Below are 21,553 nucleotides of genomic sequence, written 5' to 3'. Positions count from 1 at the left end.
GCGACGACCGTCCGTCGGGTGGCTTCAACCGTGACGACCGTGGCGGCGACCGTGGCGGCTTCCGCCGCGACGACCGTCCCACGACCGGTGGCTTCCGTTCCGCCGGCGCCGGTGACCGTCCCTACGGCCGCCGCGACGACAACCGTCCCTCCGGCTCCGGCGGTTCCGGTTCGACCGGCTCCTTCGGTGGCCGTCGTGACGACAAGCCCCGCTGGAAGCGCAACGGCTGACGCCTGAGCGTCATCTGACACCGACTCGGCCCCCACAGCACTCCGGTGCGGTGGGGGCCGGGCCGTTTTCCGGCCCCGTCACCCCTTCCACGACCGCCGGCGGAAAACCGCCGGGGCCACACCCGGCGATACCCGATCGGCCAACAGCCCGGCTCCGGCTATGCTCTGGGGTGAGCACATGGAGGGCCATTAGCTCAATTGGCAGAGCAGCGGACTTTTAATCCGTTGGTTGTCGGTTCGAGTCCGACATGGCCTACCGCTCGCGCGGCGGAGGAACCTCCCTCCGACCTGCGCCTCAGCGCCCCATCCGAGTTCTTCGGGTGGGGCGCTTTGCCGTGCCCGGGACGTCGGGTCGTCTGATGCGCGGACCGCGTCCAGGGGGGGCCGTGTCGGCCTCGTGCGCCCCGAACCGCCCACGGAGAAGTACAGCCACGAGATGGACGGCGAGACCACGAACGCCCGGGGGATCCGGCAGCCCGAACCCGAACCCGAACCCGAACCCGAGCCCGCGGCTGTGGTGCGGGCGTCGCGTGCCGACCGACCGCTCAGCGACGCGACCCCGTGGGGTGACGCGTCGCCGGATTCCGGGGTGGGGCTTCGTTGTTCCGAGCCGATTAAACGCCTCTGACCTGCGGTGATGTGTTGCTCGGGGGTGCCCCGGGCGTTAAGTGGTGGGGGGCGTCCCCCGAATGACGTAGAGTTGGGTTTACCGACGCGGGGTGGAGCAGCTCGGTAGCTCGCTGGGCTCATAACCCAGAGGTCGCAGGTTCAAATCCTGTCCCCGCTACTCAGTACGAAGGCCCGGTTCCCTTGTGGAACCGGGCCTTCGTCGTTCCCCGTTGTACCAAGGACACCCGGCGTCACCCGATCGGCGCGGTCCGGTCGCCGGACCGGGGCCGGTACCGCCAGCCTTGAGGGGGCGAGGCGGGACCGGCGGCAGGAGACAGCGTGGCGGGGCTGGGCCGGCAGGACAAGGAGCGCGCGACCGTCCCCGGCGAGGGCGCGGCCCCGCGGGTGGCGCGGCTGCTCCCCGCCCTGCTGATCCTCGTCGGGCTCGTCTTCAACCTGCTGACGCCGCCCAGCTTCACCGGTTCGCCCTTCTTCTCCGCCGCCCCGCTCGTCGCCGCTCCCCTGTTCACCTTCCGGGCGACCGCCCTGATCGGCCTGACCGCCTCGCTGGCCGTCGTCGCCCTGCACGCGTACAGCGGCACCGGGTGGAAGGTCGAGGCGCTGACCGAGTTGGCGACCGTACTCACCGTGTCCGGACTGGCCCTGCTGATCAACCGGGTCGTGCGGCGCAGCGTCGCGCGGCTCGCGTCCGCGCGGGGGATCGCCGAGGCCGCGCAGCGGGCCGTGCTGCCCACCCCGGCCGAACGGATCGCGGGGCTGCACGTCTCCGCCCGGTACGTGGCCGCGCAGGCCGACGCGTTCATCGGTGGGGACCTGTACGCCGTCCAGGACACCCCGTACGGGGTACGGCTCGCGGTGGGCGACGTACGGGGCAAGGGCCTGGGGGCGGTTGAGGCCGTGGCCGTGGTGCTGGGTGCCTTCCGCGAGGCCGCGGACACCGAACCGACCCTGGAGCGGCTCGCCCAGCGCTTGGAGCGGGCCCTGAACCGGGAGGGCGTCCGGCGCGACAGCCTCGACGCGGTGGAGGGGTTCACGACGTGCGTGCTCGGGGAGATCCCGCCGGGAGCCGAGCAACTGCGGCTGCTCAACCGGGGGCACCCCGAACCGTTGCTGCTGCACGCCGACGGGGGACTGGCGGTGCTCGCCCCGGCCGAACCGGCCCTGCCGTTGGGGCTCGGCGAGCTGGCCGTCCTGGGGCCGGCGGACCGGGCCGGGCAGTGGGCCTTCCCGGCCGGTAGCACTCTGCTCCTGTACACGGACGGGCTCTCCGAGGCCCGGGACGCGGCGGGCGTCTTCTACGATCCGGCGGGCCGGCTGCGGGGGCGGGTCTTCCCCGGGCCGGACGAACTGCTCGACGCGCTCAGCAGCGACGTGCGCCGGTACACGGGAGGCGGCGCGAGCGACGACATGGCGCTGCTGGCGGTGGGCCGGCCCGGGGAGGGGCAGCCGGAGCGGAGGCGGACCGTACCGGTGGTGCCGCGGGAGGAGGCGTAGCGGCCGAACGCCCGTCCGTCCGTGACCGTCCGTGGCGAGAGCGGCGCACTGTGCGAGTGTCCTGACGGATCGTCATTTCGCCAATGTGGCTGAAGTGATGACCGAATGCGGTGCTCTTTGCCCCAGTTGATTGTCGATAGTCTCTGATGTCCAGGCCAAAGCCGTGCATGGCGTGGCTGATTGGTGTTAACGATCAATCGCAACAGCTTGGAATCACTCCCCCATGTCTATTACCTTTCGATAACGCATCGCGGTCGTCCCAGTCGTCGCAAGAGGCGACACCGCGTGCGTTCTCGCCCATGAGGAGTGTGCCCCGGTGGCCTCCAACTCGCCTGCCCCTGAAGGCACCGACGTCCAGGAGGCGCCCGGCGCCGGAGCCTGGGGCGAGTGGAACCCCACCGAGGACTCCGTCCGTCCGGTCCGCGGCAAGCACCGCACCTTCAAGCCGCGCGGCGGCCTCGCCCGCAGCTCGACCGTGCTGGGCGTCGGCGTGATCGCGGCGGTCGGCGCGGGCGGCATCGCCACCGCGCAGGACCGGCCCCAGGTCTCCATATCCATGCCCTCGCTGCCCGACCTGATGGGCGGCGAGCGCGCGAGCGCCGCCCCCGCCGAGACGCCCGCCGCCGCGGACACCAGGACCGGGCAGATCCCGCAGCAGGCCGCCGCCCAGGGACAGGGCGACGCGGGTGAGGCGCTGCGCAACCGCATCCTCCAGCAGGCCGAGTCGCAGCAGGACGCCACCGACACGCAGGCCCTGGCCGACGCCGAGCGGACGGCCCGCGAGGCCGCCGCCCAGGAGGCGAAGACCCAGAAGGAAGCGGCCGACAAGGAGGCCGAGACGGTGCGCGCCGCAGCCGAGAAGGCCGCCGCGGACCAGGCGGCCGCCGAGAAGACGGCGGCCGACGAGGCCGACGCCAAGGCCAAGGCCGAGGCGGCCTCCGCGCCGGCCGCCGCGCCCGTCGCGAAGTCGGCGGGCGGCTTCGTCCTGCCGACCTCCGCCTACACCCTCACCTCCCGCTACGGCGCCGCCGGCTCCATGTGGTCCTCCGGCCACCACACGGGCCTCGACTTCGCCGCCCCGACGGGAACCCCGGTCAAGGCGGTGGGCGCCGGGAAGATCATCTCGGCGGGCTGGTCCGGCGCGTACGGCTACCGGATCGTGCTCCAGCTCAACGACGGTACGGAGATCTGGTACTGCCACCTCTCCTCGATGTCGGTGACCTCCGGCGCGGTGGGCACGGGCGAGACCATCGGCCGCGTCGGCGCGACCGGCAACGTCACCGGCGCCCACCTCCACCTGGAGGTCCGCAAGGGCGGTTCGACGATGGACCCCATGGCGTGGCTGAACAGCAAGGGCCTCAGCGTCTAGCACTGACGCGACCGGGGCTCGGTTCCGGCTCCCTGCGCGGTTCTGGTTCCCTGCGCGGCTCCGGCTCCCTGCGCGGGTCCGGTTCCCTGCGCGGCTCCGGCCTCGGCTCCGGTTCTCGGCGCGACGCCGGGCGTTCCGGCCGGCCGGCCAGGTGGCGCCTGGGGGCGGGTACGGCCGCGAGGGCGCCCGTCGGGGGTCGCGCGGAGGCGGACGCGTCCTCCTGGGGCAGGCCCGAGCGGTGCGGCAGCAGTTCCTCCAGTACCGCCGCCCGGGCCAGCGCGGGGGCGGCCGTCGCCCGGCGCAGCCACAGGGCGTGCAGCAACTCCCTCTCCCGCTCGGCGAAATCCGGCTCCCGGCCGGCCCGGCCGCGGCGGCGGGCGCGGTGGCGCAGCACGGCCAGGGCGGTGGCGTCCGCCGCGTAGCGGGACACCGCCCGGGCGGACGGGCGGCCTCCGGCGGCTCGGGCCAGGCCCCTCGCCAGTGAACGGGCCGGCAGCGAAGCCAGGGCCGGCACCTCCGCCGGACTGAGCCAGCCCGCGCCGGCGTACACCGACAGCTCGGCGGCGACGGCCCGCAGCCGTTGGCGCCGCATCCGCACGGCCGACCACAGCAGCAGCCCGAACGCCGGGACCATCACGCAGCCGTAGACCGCGTAGAAACCGTACTCACCGAAGTGTGAGGAGCCGTTCCACAGGGCGTGCGTCGCCATGGCCAGCGTCAACCCGAGCAGCGGCAGGCCGATCCGGCGCGAACGGCGGGCGCTGAGCGAGGCCGCCCCGAAGCCGAGGCCCGTCAGCACGGTGAACAGCGGGTGCGCGAACGGCGACAGCACGACCCGTACGAAGAACGTCGCCGCCGTCACGGAGTCCAGTACGCCGGTGCCGTTGGCCACGTCCTCGTAGAAGGCGTTGCCCAGGTAGAGGATGTTCTCGGTGAAGGCGAAGCCGGTGGCGGTGAACCCGGCGAGCACGAACCCGTCGGCGGGGCCCGCGAAGTGGCGTCTTCGGAAGGCGAACACGAGGAACAGGGCGGCGGCCTTGGCGGTCTCCTCGACGACCGGGGCGATCACGACCGAGCCGAGCTGATCGGCGTCGGAGGGGTCGGCGGTGGCGGCCGCGACCCACTGGGTCGCGAAGTTGTTGGCCAGTATCGCGATCAGCGCCGCGGTGCAGGCCCCCCAGCCGAAGCAGAACAGCAACTGCCGCCAGGGGCCGGGCGCGGCCCGGCCGAGCCACCGGAACGCCGCCATGAGCGGCGGGACCGGCAGCAGGGCCAGGCCGAGCCCCACGAAGAAGCCCGCGGTGCCGGTCTGTTCCCGGACCAGTTCCAGGATCGCGATCCCGGTGGCGGTGAGCAGGACGACGAGCACGCACGTCCGGACCCCGGCCGACGGGCGTGCGAGCACACGGGAGAGCGCTCGGAACACACGATGACCCTACCGAGCGGGTCGGACACCCGGAGTGACGTTGGTCAGTTCGTGCTGGGAAGGGTGGGGTTGGTGAGGCCGATGGGGTCGGTGAGGACGCCGGGAGCGCGGTGTTCCGCGCGGCGGAAGAGGAGGTCGTGGACCACGTGCCCCTTGTCCAGACCTTGGCCCTCGAACCGGGTGAGCGGCCGGAAGTCGGGGCGCGGGGCGTAGCCGCCGTCCTGCTGGGTGTTCTCGAACTCGGGGTGCGCGGTGAGGACTTCGAGCATCTGCTCGGCGTACGGCTCCCAGTCCGTCGCACAGTGCAGGACCGCGCCGGGGGCCAGGCGGGTGGCGGCCAGGTCGAGGAACTCGGGCTGGATCAGCCGACGCTTGTGGTGACGGGCCTTGGGCCAGGGGTCCGGGAAGTACACGCGCAGCCCGGCGAGGGAGTCCGGCGGCAGCATCTCGCGGAGCAGGATGATCGCGTCGCCGTTGGCCACGCGGACGTTGCTGAGGCCGCCCCGTTCCGCGAGGGCGAGGAGGTTGCCCTGGCCGGGGGTGTGCACGTCGGCGGCGAGGATGCCGGTGTCGGGGTCGGCGGCGGCCATCTGGGCGGTGGCCTCGCCCATGCCGAAGCCGATCTCCAGGACCACGGGGAGCCCGTCGAAGAGCCGCTTGAGGTCGATGACCTCGTGGCCGTCGATGTCGAGGCCCCAGGTGCCCCAGAGCCGCTTCAGGGCTTCGCCCTGGCCGGTGGTCACCCGGCTGCGGCGGGGCTGGAAGCTGCGGATGCGGCGCTCGTGGTGCGAGCCGGCCGGATCGGGGGCGGGGCCGTCGGGGAAGCGGGGCTCGGTGCGCCACTTGGGGGGCACGTACGAGGACGCCTCCGGCGCGGTCTCCGGGAGGCTGGGCTGGGGGTTCGGGGACTCAGACACAATGCCGAGATTCTACGACGTGGGGGGTGGGGGGTGCGGTGCCCCGGCCGGGAGGTGGCGGGTGGGGTCGGTGGCGGTGCAGGGTCGGGGTGGGCGGCGGCCCCGGCCGACGCACCCCCCCCGGACCTGCGGTGTGGGGGTCAAGCGGTGTGGAGGGTGTGGAGGGCTCGGGTGGCTACTTCGCGGCCGATGGGGAGGGAGGCGGTCGCGGCGGGGGAGGGGGCGTTGAGGACGTGCACCGTGCGGGGGGCCTCGCGGATCAGGAAGTCGTCGACCAGGGTTCCGTCCCGCAGCACCGCCTGCGCGCGGACGCCGGCCGCGGCCGGGGTGAGGTCCGCGGCGGTGACGGCGGGCAGCAGGCGGCGTACGGCCTCGGTGAACGCCCGCTTCGACAGGGAGCGGCGGATCTCGCCCGCCCCGTACCGCCAGTGCCGCGCGCCCAGCCGCCAGGATCCCGGCCAGGTCAGCTCGGAGCCGATGTCGCGGGGGCGGACGGTGGACCAGCCGTAGCCCTCGCGGGCCAGCGCGGGCACCGCGTTCGGCCCGACGTGGACGCCGCCGCCGATGCCCCGGGTGAGGTGGACGCCGAGGAAGGGGAACGCCGGGTCGGGCACCGGGTACACCAGGCCCCGGACCAGGTCCGGGCGGGCCAGGTCGTAGTACTCACCGCGGAACGGGATGATCCGCATGCCCGGATCGTCGCCGGCCAGCCGGGCGATCCGGTCGCACTGCAGGCCCGCGCAGTTCACCAGCACCTTCGCCCGGACCACCAGGCCGGACGTCGTGCGCACCGCCACCGCCGAGGGCCGGCGGGAGACGAGGTCCACCGCGCCGCCGTAGACGATCTCCGCGCCGGAGGACTCCGCGAGCTGCGCCGCCACCCGCCCGTAGTCGACGATGCCCGTGGTGCCGACGTGGATCGCGGCGAGGCCGTGGACCTCCGGCTCGTACTCGGCGATCTGCGCCGGGCCCAGTTCGCGGACCGGGATGCCGTTCTCCCGGCCGCGCTGGACGAGGGAGTGCAGGCGGGGGAGCTCCCGGCGTTCGGTGGCGACGATCAGTTTGCCGGTGACCTCGTGCGGGATGTCGTGCTCGGCGCAGAACTTGACCATCTCGGCGGCCCCGCGTACCGCGAAGCGTGCCTTGAGCGAGCCGGGGCGGTAGTAGATGCCGCTGTGGATCACCCCGCTGTTGCGGCCCGTCTGGTGCCGGGCGGGGCCGGCCTCCTTCTCCAGGACGACCACGCGCGTCCCCGGGGCCAGCCGTGAAAGGGCATGCGCGGTCGACAGGCCGACGATCCCACCACCGATCACCAGCACGTCGCAGTCCACGCTGACACCTCCCACCCCTGCATACTGCACCCCGCCACCGACAATGCGGCTACGCGGGTGTCACCAGCAGCGGCCGAGCCCGCTCGCGGAGCTCCGCGACGCGCGGTTCGTCCCCGTACGGTTCGAGCCGGTGCAGCAGGTCCCGTACGTACTCGTTCGTCCGGGCCGAGGAGATCCGGCCCGCGACCTCCACCGCGCGGGTGCCGGCCGCGCACGCCGCGTCGAGGTTGCCCGATTCGAGTTCGGCGACCGCGCTGACGACCAGCCGCAGCCCGTGCGAGCGCGCGTACTCCTCGGTGGGGCGGGACAGGGCCTGTTCGGTGAAGCGGCGCGCCTGACGGGGGAGTTTGAGGTCCCGGTAGCATTCCGCCGCATCCGCCGCGAAACGGTCGTACGAGTAGAAACCGAGCCAGGTCGGGTCGCCGTCGCCGTCGCGGGAGCGCTCCAGCCAGCCCTCGGCGGCGCGCAACGCCGTCCCGGCGGCCACCGAGTCGCCCGCCTTCGCGTGCGCCCGCGCCTCGACGAGGTGGAAGAAGCTCATGGTGCGGGAGGTGGCGAGGCCGCGGTTGCGTTCCACGGCGGCCTGGGCGAGGTCCACGCCCTCGTCGGGGAAGTCCCGGTAGGTGGCCTGGAGCGACATGGAGGCCAGGACGTAGCCGCCGAGCGGTACGTCGGCGGCCGCGCGGGCCAGCCGCAGGGCCTGGATGTAGTAGCGCTGGGCCGCCTCCTGCTGGCCGGTGTCGAAGGCCATCCAGCCGGCCAACCGGGTCAGTTCGGCGGTCGCGCCGAAGAGGGCGCGGCCCACTTCGTCGGTGTAGGAGCCGAGCAGCAGCGGCGCCGCGTCCATCCGCAGGCACTCGGGGACCATCGACGAACGCCAGTCCCCGCCGCCGTACTTGGAGTCCCAGCGGCGCGCCTCCTCGGCGGCCTCGCGCAGCTTCGTCACGTCGCTGTGCCCGACCCGCTGCGGGGAACCCTCCGTCGGCGCGGAGCCGGCCGGGGGCGCCGTCGGCGCGGTTTCGCTTCCGGGCGGCGCGGGCACAACGTCCTGCGCGGGGAGTACGGCTGCCGGCCGGGTCGGGGCGGGCTGCCGGGTCGCGGTGGCGGGGCGGGCCGCCGGGGCGGGGCGAGGGGCGCCGGTCGGGGTGGGCGACGTACCGGAATCGGGTGCCGGGCCCGGTTCGCGCGCCACCGAGCTGTCGGCCGGAGATATCAGCCAGCGGGAGGCGGGCGTCGCGTACGCGGAGACCGCGAAGGATCCGGCGAGGGACTGCCAGATCCCGCCACCACCGCGCCGCCCGGCGAGGTCCAGCCGGTAGAGGTCGGTGGCGGAGCGGACGGCCGCGCCGATGTCGCGGGGGAAGGCCAGTCCGACCTCGGGCGCGGGATCCGCGTCCGCCAGTCCGATCTCGTGCAGCGGCACCGGCCGGCCCAGCTTCGCCCCGATGGCGGCGGCGATCAGGTGCGGGGCCGCGCCCTGCGGCACCATCCCCTTCGACACCCAACGGGCGACCGAGGTCTTGTCGTAGCGAAGCGTCAGACCGCGCTGTGCGCCGAGGTCGTTGACCCGCCGGGCCAGCCCGGCGTTGCTGATGCCCGCCAGGGCGAGGACGGCGCCGAGCTTCTCGTTGGGCTCGCGGAGCTCCCTGGACATGCGCCACCCCTCGTCACACGCGGAACGCAGACGACGCCGGGGCATAGGCGCCCGGCATTTCGTAAACCCAGCGTAGTTCCCCGCCTCCCAAGCGTTAAGGCCCCGAGTTCCGTATGGCGGGATTGTTGTCCGCACGCACAGTCGGGGCGGTGTCCGGGTCCGGGGCGCACGTGTCAGTCCGTGCTCCGGCCGTGTGGCCGTGCGCCCGGCCGTGCGCTCTGGCCCGTGCCGGGGCCCGGCGATTCGATGTGCGGTGCGTGGGTCGGCCCGCCACGTGGACCAGGTGGGCCGGGGGATGCCGCTACCCCAATCCCCGCGGGTGGCGGAACGGTCCGGGGGGTGGAACCCGCCTCCCGGACCGCGCCCGCCGCCATAGCCGGCGGCGACGCGCGCACGTACTCAGTACGGTCGAAGAATGGCCGAAACCGACCTATGGGGCGGTGGGAACGGAACGCCAAATACCGTGTGGCCGGGGCGTATTCGTTTACATGTGCGCCCCCCGAAGTCGCTCTCGCACGCCCATCACGTGGCAGCATGGACCCGAGCCACCCGGGGTCCCGCCGGCCGCGCCCTCAGCGACGACAGCGTCGTCCGAGCCGTGCACCGCCCCGGTCATGTGCCCACAGGCTGGGGGAGGCGGCGGTGCGCTGGTTGGTCGGCTGGAGCAGTATCGCCGCGAGCTTCGGCACGGCCGGGCGCGTCACCGGCCAGGGAACGGGCCGGGGGACGGGCCGAGCGACACCGGGTGCGTACGGGGCTTCGGACGCCTACGGGCCTTCGGACGGGCGTGACTCCGCCGCCAACGGCCGGGGCCCGTACGGGGACCGGACCCGGGGCGGCATCGCGGACGCAGCCCACCCCGACGACCCCGCCGCCCAGGACGCCGACCGCACCGTCCACCCCGTCGGCGCCCAACTCCTGTGGGGCGACCCCGACCCGCTGTGGGCCGTCGGCGACTGGCGCCCCGACGAGATCCGCACCGTCACCGCCGACCCCGCGGACCCCTTCACCCGCCTGGCCGTCCTCGGCTGCTGCGGCGCCACCGACGCAGAGCTCAGACGCGCCCTCTACGCGGCCCGCGGCGGCGCCCTGCGCCACCTGACCCAGTGGTCCGGCAGCTACACCGCCGTCGTCCAGGCCGGCCGCCGCATCACCGTCCTCGGCGACCTCGCCGGTGCCCGGCCCGTGTTCTACACGCCCTGGGCCGGCGGCACCGCGTACGCCACCGCCGCCCTCCCGCTCGCCGACCTCATCGAGGCCCAGCTCGACGTGGGCCACCTCGCCGCCCTCCTGGCCTGCCCCGACAGCCCCGAGGCGCTGGGCGACGGCACACCGTACACGGGCGTCAAGCGCATCCCGCCCGGCCACACGCTGATCCTGCGCGAGGGCTCCCGCGAGATCACCGGCTACGAACCCGTGGCCTCCCTCGCCGTGGCCACGCCCGAGGCCGACGCCGAGCGCGCGGTGGAGGGCGTACGGGAAGCTTTGGTCGACGCGGTGCGCGCCCGGCTCACGGCGCCCCGGCATGCTCCCGAAACAGTTGTTCCCGATCCGGGCCCGGTGCCCGGAATGGGACCCGCCGACCGGCGCGCGGCCCGCGGGGCGCCCGCACCCGGCGTGGGCGCCGACCTGTCCGGCGGCAGCGCCTCCGCCACCCTCGCCCTGCTCGCCGCCGGCATGCCCGGCGCACCCGGCACCATCCCCGGCTCGGGCTCGCGGCTGCTCGCCGTCACCTTCAACGACCTCGCCACCCCGCAGGGTCGCGAGGCCGAACTCGCGCGCGCCCACGCCATCGCCGCCGACCCCCGGCTGCACCACGTCGTCGTCGCCGCCGCCGAAGAGGCCCTGCCCTACGCGGAACTCGACGGTCCGCTCACCGACGAACCCGGCCCCTCCCTCGTCGTCGCCGCCCGCGAACGCCGCCGCCTGGCCGCCGGCTCCGCCGACCATTTCGTCGGCCACGGCGCCCGCCAGGTCCTCGACGCCCACCCCGCCCGCATGGCCGACCTCCTCATGGACCGCCGACGCCGGCACCTGCTGCGGCCCGTCGCCGCGCTCGCCCGCTCCGCGTCGGCCTCCGGAGAGTCCCTCCTCGTCCCGCTCACCGTGTACTCCGCGGCCCGCCGCCTCGCCCGTACGCCGTACCGCGCGGGCATCGAGGCCGCCGCGGCCCGGCTGCGCGAAGGGGCCGTCGGGGGCAACGTGAGCAGCGCCGTCGACGCCTCCCTCGCCGCCCTCACCTGGTCCCGGCCCGGACCCGCCGCGGCTTGGCTGACCGGCGAGGCCCTCGCGGAAGTATCGATCCGGCTGGGCGCCGCCGCGGGACGACCGCCGCTCTCCCTGCGCCCCGGCGAGGCCCGCGCCCGCTCCGTGCTGACCCGGCACGCCGCCGACCACCGGGTCTTCGAGCAGGCCGTGGAGGTGCGCAGCCAGCGCCTGCACGCGCCGTTCCTCGACAACCAGGTCGTACGGGCCGCGCGGGCCCTGCCGGAATCCCTGCGGGTGCAACCCGGGGCCCGCGCCGCGATCCTGCGCAGCGTGCTGGCCGCCACCGGCGTACGCGAACTGCCGCCCGGCTGGGGGGTCACCGAGCACGCCCCGAACGAGAGCGCGACCCGCCTCGGGCTGCGCGCCGCCCTCCAGGAACTCCTCGCGCTCTTCGCGGCCCCGCTGCTCGCCGACGCGGGCCTGATCGAAGCCCGGGTCGTTCGTCAGGCGCTGCTCGACGCCGCCGACGGCCGGCCCGTGCCGCTCGACGGGCTCGCGGAACTCGTCTCGATGGAACTGTGGCTGCGCCGCCTCCTCGCCCGTCGCGGCACCTGTTGGACCGGCACCTCGACGCCGCGCCGGCGGGCCGTCCCCGTCCTCGACACCCCGCTCGGCCGCCTCGCCCCCGGCGTTCCCCTCCGGCTCCGACCGGCGGCCCCGGACCACCTGCGCAGGCCGGCGGACCGCTGAACGAACCCCGCCGCGAGGGGGCTGCTCCGCGTACGGCCCCACGACGTGGCTCCCGCGCGCGCCGGGTCGGCGGCCGCGCGAGCGCCGTCTGACGCCGGCCCGCCACCACCGGCGGTCGCCACCTCCCTGCCGGCGCCGGAGGCGCCGCCGACCGGCTCAGCGGCAGCTGATCACCGCGTCGGCCCAGCTCGCCAGCGTCGGCAACTTCCCCCGCACGACCTGCTCCACCACCAGCCGCAACGTCGCGCGCCCGGCCAGCGACACGTTCACCGCCTCGGGGGCGTCCCCGTAGCCGAGGACGCCCGACCGCCACAGCCGTTGCCCGTCGCCGTAGACGGAGAACCGCACCGTGCCGTCGGTCAGCAGCGACAGCCCGTCCACTCCGGCCCGCGCCGAGAAGGCGCTGCACCGGCGGTTCAGGGTGATCTCCACCGAGGAACGGGAGTTGACCGTGATCCCCTGCCCGAAGCGCTGCCCCCCGATCGCCGGCCCCCACCGCTGCCACACCCAGCTGCTGCGCCAGGTCTCCAGCTCCGGGCCACTGTGCGACCCGTACGCCGAATGGCCCAGCCGGGCCAACGGGAACCCCTGCGGGGGCTGCGGCGCCGGGGTGGCCGGCGGGGTCGGCGAGGGCTTCGCCCGCGTCGGCGCGGGCCCCGGCCGGGTGGTCACCGGGGCCGGCTTCGCAGCCGAGGGCCGCACCGGGGCCGGCGCGGAGGCCGCCGGGGCAGCGGGCGTACTCGTACGGCGCGGCGGTACGGAGGCCCGCGCGGCCGGAGCCGGAGCCCCCGCCGGAGTCGACCCCGGCGGCGTGGGCGACGGGCTCGGCTTCGGCACCACCGGCACGGCCGGCGCCGCCACCCCGGGCGCCGGCTTCGCCGGGGCCTGCGGCTCGGGCTCGTCCCCGGCCAGCGCGAACACCACCCCGGCCGCCGCCGCGACCGCGATCCCGGCCGCGATGGCGGCCTTGGCCGGCAACCCCAACCCCTCCGACGCGGCCGCACCCCCGGCGCCGGCGCCCGCACCCCCGGCCCCACCCGCACCGGCACTGCCGGCCCCGGCCGCCGCGCCCGCCCCGACTCCTGCTCCCGCCGACGATCCGCCCGCCGTGGCGGCGGCCGCTCCGGCCCCGCTCGCGGCCACGGCCCCACCGGCCACCACCCCGGCCGCCTTGGCGGCGTACCCGGCGGCGAACCACCCGATGACCGCGACCGGCAGCAGCGCGGGGATCCCGGCGTTGACGTCCTTCAGCTCCCCGGCGGCGACGCGGCACTTGGCGCACTCCTCCAGGTGCTTGCGCAGCCCCCGTTCCGCCCGCATCCGCAGCCCGCCCCGGGCGTACGCGCCCAGCCGGTCCGCGTACCGCGCGCAGTCCCCGCCCGAGCTCAGCGCGGAACTCACATGGGCCTGGAGGTACGCCTGCTTGAGGCCCTCCCGGGCCCGGCCGGCCAGGACCGCCGTCGCGTTGGCGCTGAGCCCGAACAACGGGGCGATCGCACTCGGCGAGGCCTCCTCGACGGTGGTGTGCCACAGCACGGCCTGCCACCGCTCGGGCAGGCTCCGGAAGGCCTGCATGGCCAGCGACTGCTCGGCCTCGTGCATCGCCCGTACGTCCGCGCCCAGTTCGAGGGTGTCGGACCCGCTCAGCGCGGACGCGGACTCGGCTCCCGTCGACTGCTCCGCGAACAGGGCGAAGTCCTCGACGAGCTGCTCCCGCCTGGCGGTCTTCGCCCACGTCGCCGCGACCCGCCGGACGGTGGTGAGCAGGTAGGCCCGCACCGACTGGTCCGGCCCGGCCCCGCCGCGCACCGCCTGCAGCGTCCGCGCGAACACCTCGGCGGTCAGGTCGTCGGCGGTGTGTCCGTCGCGGCAACAGGTACGGGCGTAGCGGCGGACCGCGTCGGCGTGCCGCCGGAAGAGTTCCTCGTACGCGCCGTCGTCGCCGCCGCGCATCCGGGCGACCAAGTCCGCGTCCGACGGGGGGAGATCGGTGCCGCCCGCCACCGGGGCGGCATGTCGGCCGTGTGGTTCGCGCTGGGCCGGGACCTGACGGGCGGGCAGGCTGCCCGACTCGACCTCGCCACCGGCACCACCGCGAGACTCGTCCCGCCCGTCAAAGCTCATCGCGGAAGCCCCCGCACGCCACACTCAACCGGTACACCGATCCAGCGTGGCACACGGCGAAGGCACCCCGACCCGCTCCGGGCGGCATCCACTCATCCGGGCAAGATCAAGCGATTCGCCGCACCGATCCTCACTCGTTCGAGCTACCGCCCGTTCGAGCAACTCCCGTGACGTCCATGGCTGTTCGAACCACCGACCACCTCCCGCGCCCCCACCGCAGCTGGGTGAACCACCCGGCGTCACGTCACATACGACCCAGCTTCGCTCCGCGCAGTCGCCCGGCACACAGCCGCCAACCCCGACGCCGACCGACCGGCCGGGCGAAGCGCCCGAGGCACACGCCTCCGACGCCTCACCCCCGCGCAGCGCCGGAACCGGTCCGTAGTGGCCGAGTGTTGGCCCCGTACCGGCCCGCGTCCCGGTCCGAAACACGCGCGGCCACCACCCGGAAGCACCGCTCCCGGCGACCGCACCGCACATCAGCAGGAAGCGCCACCCGAAGGCACCGCCCGGAAACGCCGCCCGAGGCACCGCCCCGGGCGACCGCACCGCACGTCACCCGAAGGCAGCGCCCCGCAGGCGTCGCCCCCCGGCGACCGCGCCCCCTCACGCTGTCCGGGAACGCAGCCCTTCGAGCAGGATGTCCAGCAGTCGGGCCGAAGCCGCGGCCTGCTGGGCAGGGTCCGGCAGCGCCGGCGCCGCCGTCGCGATGACCAGCAGCACATCGGCCACCGTCACATCCGCGCGCAGCTCACCGGCCTCCCGGGCGCGGTCCACCAGGCGTCCGACGACCTCCAGCAGCGCACCCGCGCCGGAGTCGTCCGCGAGCTCGTCCTCGACGGAGTGCCGCGCGCCCACGACCCGGAGGTCGGGCGCCCCGCCCACGACGGCCTGACGCTGGTGCGGAACACGCGCCGCGGCGACCGGCGCCTGCTCGGCCCCGTCCTCCCCGTCCGCGTCGACCCGCAGGATCTGCGGCGGCAGCAGCCGCCCCGCGCCGGAGGCCACCGAGGTGCGCAGGAAGCGCGACAGCGCCTGCCACGGCTCCTCCTCCTGGCCCAGCGCGGACTTGGCCTGCTCGGTGAGCCGGGCGGTCTCCTCCTCCGCTATGCGGCGGACCAGGACGTCCTTGCTCGGGAACCGCCGGTAGACGGTGCCGACACCGACGCGGGCGCGGCGCGCCACGTCCTCCATCGGAGCCCCGTAGCCCAGCTCGCCGAATACCTCGCGAGCCGCGCGCAGGACGTGTTCGAGGTTGCGCTGAGCGTCCACGCGCAGCGGCGTCGAGCGACCCACCCCGTGGGTCGTCGTGCCCGTCATCACGCGGCCGCCGCTCTCGGCAGACAGAGCGGTGGCAGAACCATGGAAATCGGAAATGTGCATATGTATCCCCCGGTAATCATTTGTCTCCCCCCGGAGACACTCCCCGCCTTCACATCGAGGGGGGCCACGGTCATGAGGGCCCCGGTCCTACTCCTCGACGAGATACGAACATAGTTGAGCCAGAGTCAATTCAGAAGAGGCAGCCCCGGACCGGCCGCCGCCCGATCGGAGCATTGACCCCCACTTTTCCCCAGGAAGCCCCCGGAATCTCCGCCTCCGGACGCCCTGACCTGCGGACCTTCACCCCCTCCAGGCCCCTGCGGCAGTCCCGTCCCGGCACCCCCACCGGTCACACAACTTGTCGGGCCTGTGGACAAACTCCCAGCCACGTTGCGTCATGGGATGGTGAAGGCTGCTAACTCCCGGGGCGACGCCCCCGGTACCCCGCCCCGCACGCGCATCCTCATCGTCGGCGGCGGCTACGTCGGCATGTACACGGCCCTGGGCCTCCAGCGAAAGCTGAGACCCGGCGAGGCCGAGGTCACGGTGGTCACACCCGAGCCGTACATGACCTATCAGCCCTTCCTTCCGGAGGCCGCCGCCGGCTCGATCTCACCCCGCCACGTCGTCGTACCGCTGCGCCGCGTCCTCGACCGCTGCCGCATCGTCATCGGCGAGGCCAGGAGCATCGACCACGCCAAGCGCACCGCGACCATCACCACCCTCGCCACCGCCGAGGAGGGCACCGGCGCGATCGAGATCGAGTACGACGAGATCGTCCTCGCGCCCGGCTCGGTCTCCCGCACCCTCCCCATCCCCGGCCTCGCCGACTACGCCATCGGGTTCAAGACCGTCGAAGAGGCCATCGGCCTGCGCAACCACGTCATCGAACAGATGGACATCGCCTCCTCCACGCGCGATCCGGCGATCCGCGACGCGGCCCTGACCTTCGTCTTCGTCGGCGGCGGATACGCGGGCGTCGAAGCGCTCGGCGAACTGGAGGACATGGCGCGCTACGCCGCCCGGTACTACCACAACGTCAAGCCCGAGGACATGAAGTGGGTGCTGGTCGAGGCCAGCGACCGGATCCTCCCCGAAGTCGGCCCGGAGATGGGCACCTACACGGTCCGTGAACTGCGGCGCCGCAACATCGACGTCCGGCTGGAAACGCGCCTCGACTCCTGCGAGGACCGCGTCGCCGTCCTCAGCGACGGCTCCCGCTTCCCCACCCGCACCGTCGTCTGGACCGCCGGCGTCAAACCCCACCCCGTCCTCGCCGCCTCCGACCTCCCCAGGAACGAACACGGCCGCCTCACCTGCACCTCCTTCCTCACCGTCAAAGACGTCGAACACGCCTGGGCCGCCGGCGACGCCGCCGCCGTCCCCGACATCACCGCCGCCGAACCGGGCCACACCTGCGCCCCCAACGCGCAGCATGCCGTCCGCCAGGCCAAGCAACTCGCCGACAACCTCGTCGCCGCCCTGCGCGACGAGGTCCTCACCGAGTACGCCCACCGGTACGTCGGCTCCGTCGCCTCCCTCGGCCTCCACAAGGGCGTCGCCCACGTCTACGGCCGCAAGATCAAGGGCTACCCGGCCTGGTTCATGCACCGCGCCTACCACCTCAGCCGCGTCCCCACCTTCAACCGCAAGATGCGCGTCCTTGCGGAATGGACCCTCTCAGGTCTGTTCAAGCGGGAGATCGTCTCCCTAGGCTCACTCGAACACCCCAGGGCAGAATTCGAACTCGCCGCAGGCGGAGGCCCGGCACACCACAAGCCCCGCCCCGCCCCCGAACCCCCGCAGGACAGTCAGGACAGCCAAGGCTGACGTTGTCAGTGCGGTCCGCCACACTGGACGTGTGACCATAGGTGCGCTCGCACCTGCACAGAGTGACCGTGCGGTGTCCGCGCACCGCATCTCCCGTCCAGAGACCGACCACGAGCGACACAGCGACCACTTGCGACACCACGAGGCTTGAACGCAGTGAACTTCACGCGCTGGAGCGCCCGGTTTCCCGGAACGCAGCGCCGCGCCGCAGCGCGGAACGAACACGCCGTCGCCCAGGCCAAACGGGGTGAGGGCTCCGTCCCGGCAGCCCGCGGCGCCGCCCACCCCACCAGCCCACCGGAGGGCAGCCCCGGCGACGCCACCGTCTCCGGCACCGGTACGGCGCCGCTCGCCGCCGCCCCCGCCCTCGACGAGCTGTCTGTGCGCGAGGTCCTCGGCCTGCTCCCGGCCCTCGTCGCGCTCGTCCACGGCCCCCAGCACCGCGTCGCCTACGTCAACGACGCCTACACCGCCGGCTTCGGCCCCCGAACCCCCGGCGCCCCCGCCCACGAGGCCCTGCCCGAACTCGGCGAACTCGGCCTCCTCGAACTCCTCGACCAGGTCCAGCGCAGCGGCAAGCCCCGTACGGCCAAGAACCGCACCGCCCCCGGCGGCGGCAGCTCCTACACCGTGACCTGCACCCCGGTCGACTTCCCGAAGACCGACGCCGACGGCCCCGACGATCCGCACCACAGCGGGATCCTCGTCCACCTAGCCGACGTCACCGACCACGCCGAAGCCGTCGACCGGCTCCGCGTGAGCGAGCGCCGCCAGCGCGAAGCCGCAGTCACCCTCCAGCGCTCCCTCCTCCCGCAGGAGCTGGAACAGCCCGACGACCTCCGCGTCGCAGCGACCTACCAACCCGGTGGCACCGAGGCCGCCGTCGGAGGCGACTGGTACGACGTCATCACCCTCGGCGCCGGCCGCACCGCCCTCGTCATCGGCGACGTCATGGGCCGCGGCGTGCGCGCCGCCGCCGTCATGGGCCAGCTCCGCACCGCCGTCCGGGCCTACGCCCGCCTCGACCTGCCTCCGCACGAGGTGCTCCAACTCCTCGACGGCCTCGCCGCCGAGATCGACGCCAGCCAGATCGCCACCTGCGTCTACGCCGTCCACGACCCCAACGAGGGCCTCCTGGCGTACGCCTCCGCCGGCCACCTCCCGATCCTCGTCCGCGACGAGGACGGCACCGTACGCCGCGCCGCCGACCCCACCGGGCCGCCGCTCGGCACCGGAGGCTGGCTGCACACCTCCGGCACCATCGCGCTGGGCCCCGGCTCCACCGCCGTCCTCTACACCGACGGCCTGGTCGAACGCCGTGGCGAGGACATCGACGAAGGCGTCGCCACTCTCGAACGCGCCCTCTCCGGTGCCCAGGGCACCCCCGCCGTCGTCTGCGACCGCCTCATGCGCGCCCTCGGCGTGGACGCCGACCACGACGACGACGTCGCCGTGATGGTCCTCCAACAGCCCGCCCGCACCGGAGCCGACGCCGAGCTGTTCCACAACGCCGCCCTCGAACTCCTCGGCGGCATCGAGGCGGCCCCGCGCGCCCGCGCCTTCGCCCAGGGCGTCCTCGCCTCCTGGCGGTTCCCGGTCGAACTGTGCGACCTCGGTGTCCTGGCCGCCGGCGAACTCGTCGCGAACTCCCTCCAGCACGGCACCCCGCCCATGCGACTGCGCCTGCGCCGCACCGACCGCCGCCTGATCGTCGAAGTCACCGACGGGGACGACCACCTCCCGCGCCGGCGCCGCGCCGAACCGGCCGACGAGACCGGCCGCGGCATCTCCATCGTCGCCACCATCGCCTCGTCCTGGGGCAGCCGCCGCACCCCCGGCGGCGGCAAGGCCGTCTGGTGCGAGTTCGCCCTGCCGGACAAGTAGCCACCCACGCGAAAGGCCCCGGTCCACAGGACCGGGGCCTTTCGCGTACTTCGTGCATCCCTACGTACGACTACACGTGCGCGGGCTCCGAAGCGACGGCCTTCCCCACGCCGACGGCCGGACCGCCCTGCGCCACGACCCTGCTCAGCGACGGATTGTCCTGCACGGGGCTCAACTGCTTGCCGAGCCGCAACGCCAACCCGGCGATCCCCAGCGAGACCACCACGAACAGTCCGATGTAGAGCATCGGGATCCCCGCACCGAGCGGCACACCGAGCGGCCCGAGCGCCAGCGCCATCTGCTTCACCAGGGCGAAGGCCGAGTTGTACTGCCCGACCGAACCCTCCGGCGCCAGATCGGCCACCAGCGGAGCCAGCGTCGGCGACAGCATCGCCTCACCTATGCCGAACAGCGCGTACGTCGTGATGAACGCGGCCGCGGCCATCATCGCGCTGCCGTGCCCGAGCCCGGAGAAGCCGGCGATGACCCACGCCACGGTCCAGATCAGCCCGACCAGCGCGATCACCCGCGACCGACGCCGCTTCTCGACGAGCCGCAGCACCACGAACTGGGCGATCACGATCGCACCCGTGTTGGCGGCCAGCGCGAAACCGAGCGTGGACGGGGATATCCCCGCAGCCTCCGTACCGAAGGCCGCCAGACCCGACTCGAACTGTCCGTAGCAGGCGAAGAAGAGGACGAAGCCCAGCACGCACAACTGCACCATCGCCTTGTGCCCGAGCAGCCGCCTCCAGCCGCCGCCCACCGGGGCCGCGCCCTTCTGCGGCATGGCGTTCTGAAGGCCCGCCACCTGCGGCATCCGCACGGTGGCGATGACCGCCGCCAGGACCAGGAACATCACGGCCTCGATGCCGAACAGCAGGGTGAAGCTGCCGGGCCGGCTCTCGTCGACGATCTGACCGCCGACGAGCCCGCCTATGCCCAGCCCGAGGTTCTGCAGGAAGAACTGCAGGGCGAAGGAGCGCGTCCGCGTCGCCGGGGTCGAGCACCACACGATCATCGTGGCGAGCGCCGGCTGCATGACGGCCTGTCCGGCACCCAGCGCCAATGCCGACAACAGGATCGGCACGACCCCCGTGGACAGCCCGAGCGCGAGCGCACCCACGGAGGCGAGGACGGCCGCACCCATGACCACGGGCACCGGACCACGCCGGTCGATGACCCGTCCGGTGAAGGGCAGCGCGACGAGAGCTCCCAGCGCGAACGCCACGAACGCACTCGTGGCAGCCATGGAACCCAGATCCCGCACCTGCGCCACATAGATGTAGAGGAACGGAACCGTGAAGCCGATGCCGAACGCGGTCAACGCGTTCCCGGCCTGGATCCGCCGCATCGCAGCGCCCATCACCTTGGTCACTTTCACCACCTTGATAACTGAAGCCTGAAGACTTCATCCCTAAAGTTCGATCCTTAACTCTACACATCGAAGGAGTTAGATGCCAATGGGTCTCGTGCCATACTTCGACGCATGGGTGACACCCCCGACGGCACCACGCCCGTCCACGAGCCGAGCCTCGATGAGCAGATCGCCGTCTACCAGCGCGAGTTCCAGGACCTCGACCCCCAGGTCGAGAAGGTGGTGTCGGCATTGAGCCGACTGAACCGCCGCATGAACGTCGCGTACGGACGCCAGACCGCCGCCCTGGGCATCAGCAACGCCGAGTGGGAGGTCCTCAAGGCGCTCGTCATCTCCGGCGCCCCCTACCGGATGGGCCCGAGCGAGCTCGCGAAGCAGCTGGGCCTGACGCCGGCGGCGATGACGCACCGGATCGACCGCATGACCGCGGAAGGACTGGTCACGCGCGAGCGCGACGAGTCCAACCGGGTCCGCGTGATCGTGGAACTCACCGACGAGGGCCGCAGCAAGTGGCTGGACGCGATGCGCGCGGCCACGGTCTTCGAGGAGGACCTCCTCCAGGACCTGTCCACGGCCGAGCGCGCGATCCTCGGAGACGTGCTCACCCGGCTGCTGGACCGGGTGGAAGACCTCCAGTCGAGGCCCTGACCTGAAGGGTTGACACCGACCCCACGGGTCCGTAAGGTTCTTCGAGTTGTCCCAGAGCCGATAGGTTCTGGTGTCAACGATCCCGCCGCCTCGTTGCGGCACCCAACTCAGCAAGATCTCCCACTGGGAACGAATTCGGCATGTCCGAATTCCTTTCCGAAGGCCCGATTATCGGTTGCCGGGGAAATCGGCTAGAGTTCGGGAGTCGGAAGGGCCCAACAGCCCGGAAGACAAACCCCGCTGACTGGGAGTCAGGCCCGAAAGAGTCTGATAGAGTCGGAAACGCAAGAACAGAACAACACAGAACGAAAGCCCGGAGGAAAGCCCGAGAGGGTGAGTACAAAGGAAGCGTCCGTT

The 21,553-nt window shown here is 73.5% G+C and carries 13 protein-coding genes, 2 tRNA genes and 1 pseudogene; 9 read left to right on the top strand and 7 right to left on the bottom strand.

What is annotated here, in order from left to right; genetic code table 11:
* The 5 genes and pseudogenes from ACZ4XJ_RS13760 to ACZ4XJ_RS13740 form a co-directional block, all read left to right on the top strand.
* A pseudogene (locus ACZ4XJ_RS13760) lies at positions 1-230 on the top strand (DEAD/DEAH box helicase); the annotation flags it as partial.
* A 183-nt stretch (positions 231-413) separates the two neighbouring features.
* Positions 414-486 (top strand) — tRNA-Lys (locus ACZ4XJ_RS13755).
* 457 nt (positions 487-943) lie between these two features.
* Positions 944-1,017 (top strand) — tRNA-Met (locus tag ACZ4XJ_RS13750).
* 170 nt (positions 1,018-1,187) lie between these two features.
* A complete protein-coding gene (locus ACZ4XJ_RS13745; RefSeq protein ID WP_468496557.1) occupies positions 1,188-2,354 on the top strand; it encodes a PP2C family protein-serine/threonine phosphatase in 1,167 nt (388 codons plus the stop codon).
* 316 nt (positions 2,355-2,670) lie between these two features.
* The gene (locus tag ACZ4XJ_RS13740) at positions 2,671-3,723 is read left to right on the top strand and encodes a M23 family metallopeptidase (protein WP_468496289.1); all 1,053 of its coding nucleotides are present in this window, start codon (positions 2,671-2,673) and stop codon (positions 3,721-3,723) included.
* Here the strand turns inward: ACZ4XJ_RS13740 and ACZ4XJ_RS13735 are convergent.
* The 4 genes from ACZ4XJ_RS13735 to ACZ4XJ_RS13720 form a co-directional block, all read right to left on the bottom strand.
* Positions 3,713-5,149 (bottom strand): PrsW family intramembrane metalloprotease, encoded by a 1,437-nt coding sequence (locus tag ACZ4XJ_RS13735; RefSeq protein ID WP_468496288.1) that lies wholly within the window; start codon positions 5,147-5,149, stop codon positions 3,713-3,715. The two genes, ACZ4XJ_RS13740 and ACZ4XJ_RS13735, sit on opposite strands and share 11 nt — an antisense overlap.
* Positions 5,150-5,193: 44 nt before the next feature.
* Positions 5,194-6,066 (bottom strand): tRNA (guanosine(46)-N7)-methyltransferase TrmB, encoded by an 873-nt coding sequence (gene trmB / locus ACZ4XJ_RS13730; RefSeq protein WP_468496287.1) that lies wholly within the window; start codon positions 6,064-6,066, stop codon positions 5,194-5,196.
* 140 nt (positions 6,067-6,206) lie between these two features.
* Positions 6,207-7,427: an L-2-hydroxyglutarate oxidase gene (lhgO, locus tag ACZ4XJ_RS13725; protein WP_362874957.1), complete on the bottom strand. Its 1,221-nt coding sequence runs from the start codon at positions 7,425-7,427 to the stop codon at positions 6,207-6,209.
* A gap of 19 nt (positions 7,428-7,446) precedes the next feature.
* Positions 7,447-9,051 (bottom strand): sporulation protein, encoded by a 1,605-nt coding sequence (locus ACZ4XJ_RS13720; RefSeq protein ID WP_468496286.1) that lies wholly within the window; start codon positions 9,049-9,051, stop codon positions 7,447-7,449.
* A gap of 642 nt (positions 9,052-9,693) precedes the next feature.
* Between ACZ4XJ_RS13720 and ACZ4XJ_RS13715 the strand changes: the two genes are divergently transcribed.
* Positions 9,694-12,009: an asparagine synthase-related protein gene (locus ACZ4XJ_RS13715; protein WP_468496285.1), complete on the top strand. Its 2,316-nt coding sequence runs from the start codon at positions 9,694-9,696 to the stop codon at positions 12,007-12,009.
* A 156-nt stretch (positions 12,010-12,165) separates the two neighbouring features.
* On the opposite strand, the gene ACZ4XJ_RS13710 is transcribed toward ACZ4XJ_RS13715, so the two are convergent.
* Together ACZ4XJ_RS13710 and ACZ4XJ_RS13705 are read right to left on the bottom strand one after the other, a co-directional pair.
* A complete protein-coding gene (locus ACZ4XJ_RS13710; protein WP_468496284.1) occupies positions 12,166-14,133 on the bottom strand; it encodes a sigma-70 family RNA polymerase sigma factor in 1,968 nt (655 codons plus the stop codon).
* 606 nt (positions 14,134-14,739) lie between these two features.
* Positions 14,740-15,516: a TetR/AcrR family transcriptional regulator gene (locus ACZ4XJ_RS13705; RefSeq protein ID WP_362874954.1), complete on the bottom strand. Its 777-nt coding sequence runs from the start codon at positions 15,514-15,516 to the stop codon at positions 14,740-14,742.
* Positions 15,517-15,858: 342 nt separating this feature from the next.
* Between ACZ4XJ_RS13705 and ACZ4XJ_RS13700 the strand changes: the two genes are divergently transcribed.
* Positions 15,859-17,286 carry an NAD(P)/FAD-dependent oxidoreductase gene (locus ACZ4XJ_RS13700; protein WP_468496283.1) on the top strand — a complete coding sequence of 476 codons (1,428 nt, stop codon included), beginning with the start codon at positions 15,859-15,861 and terminating at the stop codon, positions 17,284-17,286.
* A 156-nt stretch (positions 17,287-17,442) separates the two neighbouring features.
* A complete protein-coding gene (locus ACZ4XJ_RS13695; protein ID WP_362875448.1) occupies positions 17,443-19,170 on the top strand; it encodes an ATP-binding SpoIIE family protein phosphatase in 1,728 nt (575 codons plus the stop codon).
* A gap of 70 nt (positions 19,171-19,240) precedes the next feature.
* Here the strand turns inward: ACZ4XJ_RS13695 and ACZ4XJ_RS13690 are convergent, their stop codons facing one another.
* On the bottom strand, positions 19,241-20,536 hold the full coding sequence (locus ACZ4XJ_RS13690; protein WP_362875447.1) for an MFS transporter: 1,296 nt from the start codon (positions 20,534-20,536) through the stop codon (positions 19,241-19,243).
* 123 nt (positions 20,537-20,659) lie between these two features.
* On the opposite strand from ACZ4XJ_RS13690, the gene ACZ4XJ_RS13685 reads away from it, so the two are divergent.
* Complete coding sequence (locus tag ACZ4XJ_RS13685) at positions 20,660-21,196, top strand: MarR family winged helix-turn-helix transcriptional regulator (protein ID WP_384005011.1); 537 nt, start codon at positions 20,660-20,662, stop codon at positions 21,194-21,196.
* Positions 21,197-21,553 lie beyond the last annotated feature (357 nt).

The organism is Streptomyces sp. NPDC029836, from assembly GCF_055574495.1.
Note: the sequence above shows the minus strand (reverse complement) of the source record. Positions and strands in the feature narration are given on the sequence as shown.

Coding starts and splice junctions, on each gene's coding strand:
- ACZ4XJ_RS13720 (WP_468496286.1), bottom strand. CDS start 9,051: ATGTCCAGGGAGCTCCGCGAGCCCAACGAGAAGCTCGGCGCCGTCCTC.
- ACZ4XJ_RS13685 (WP_384005011.1), top strand. CDS start 20,660: ATGGGTGACACCCCCGACGGCACCACGCCCGTCCACGAGCCGAGCCTC.
- ACZ4XJ_RS13705 (WP_362874954.1), bottom strand. CDS start 15,516: ATGCACATTTCCGATTTCCATGGTTCTGCCACCGCTCTGTCTGCCGAG.
- ACZ4XJ_RS13700 (WP_468496283.1), top strand. CDS start 15,859: ATGGTGAAGGCTGCTAACTCCCGGGGCGACGCCCCCGGTACCCCGCCC.
- ACZ4XJ_RS13690 (WP_362875447.1), bottom strand. CDS start 20,536: ATGGGCGCTGCGATGCGGCGGATCCAGGCCGGGAACGCGTTGACCGCG.
- ACZ4XJ_RS13710 (WP_468496284.1), bottom strand. CDS start 14,133: ATGAGCTTTGACGGGCGGGACGAGTCTCGCGGTGGTGCCGGTGGCGAG.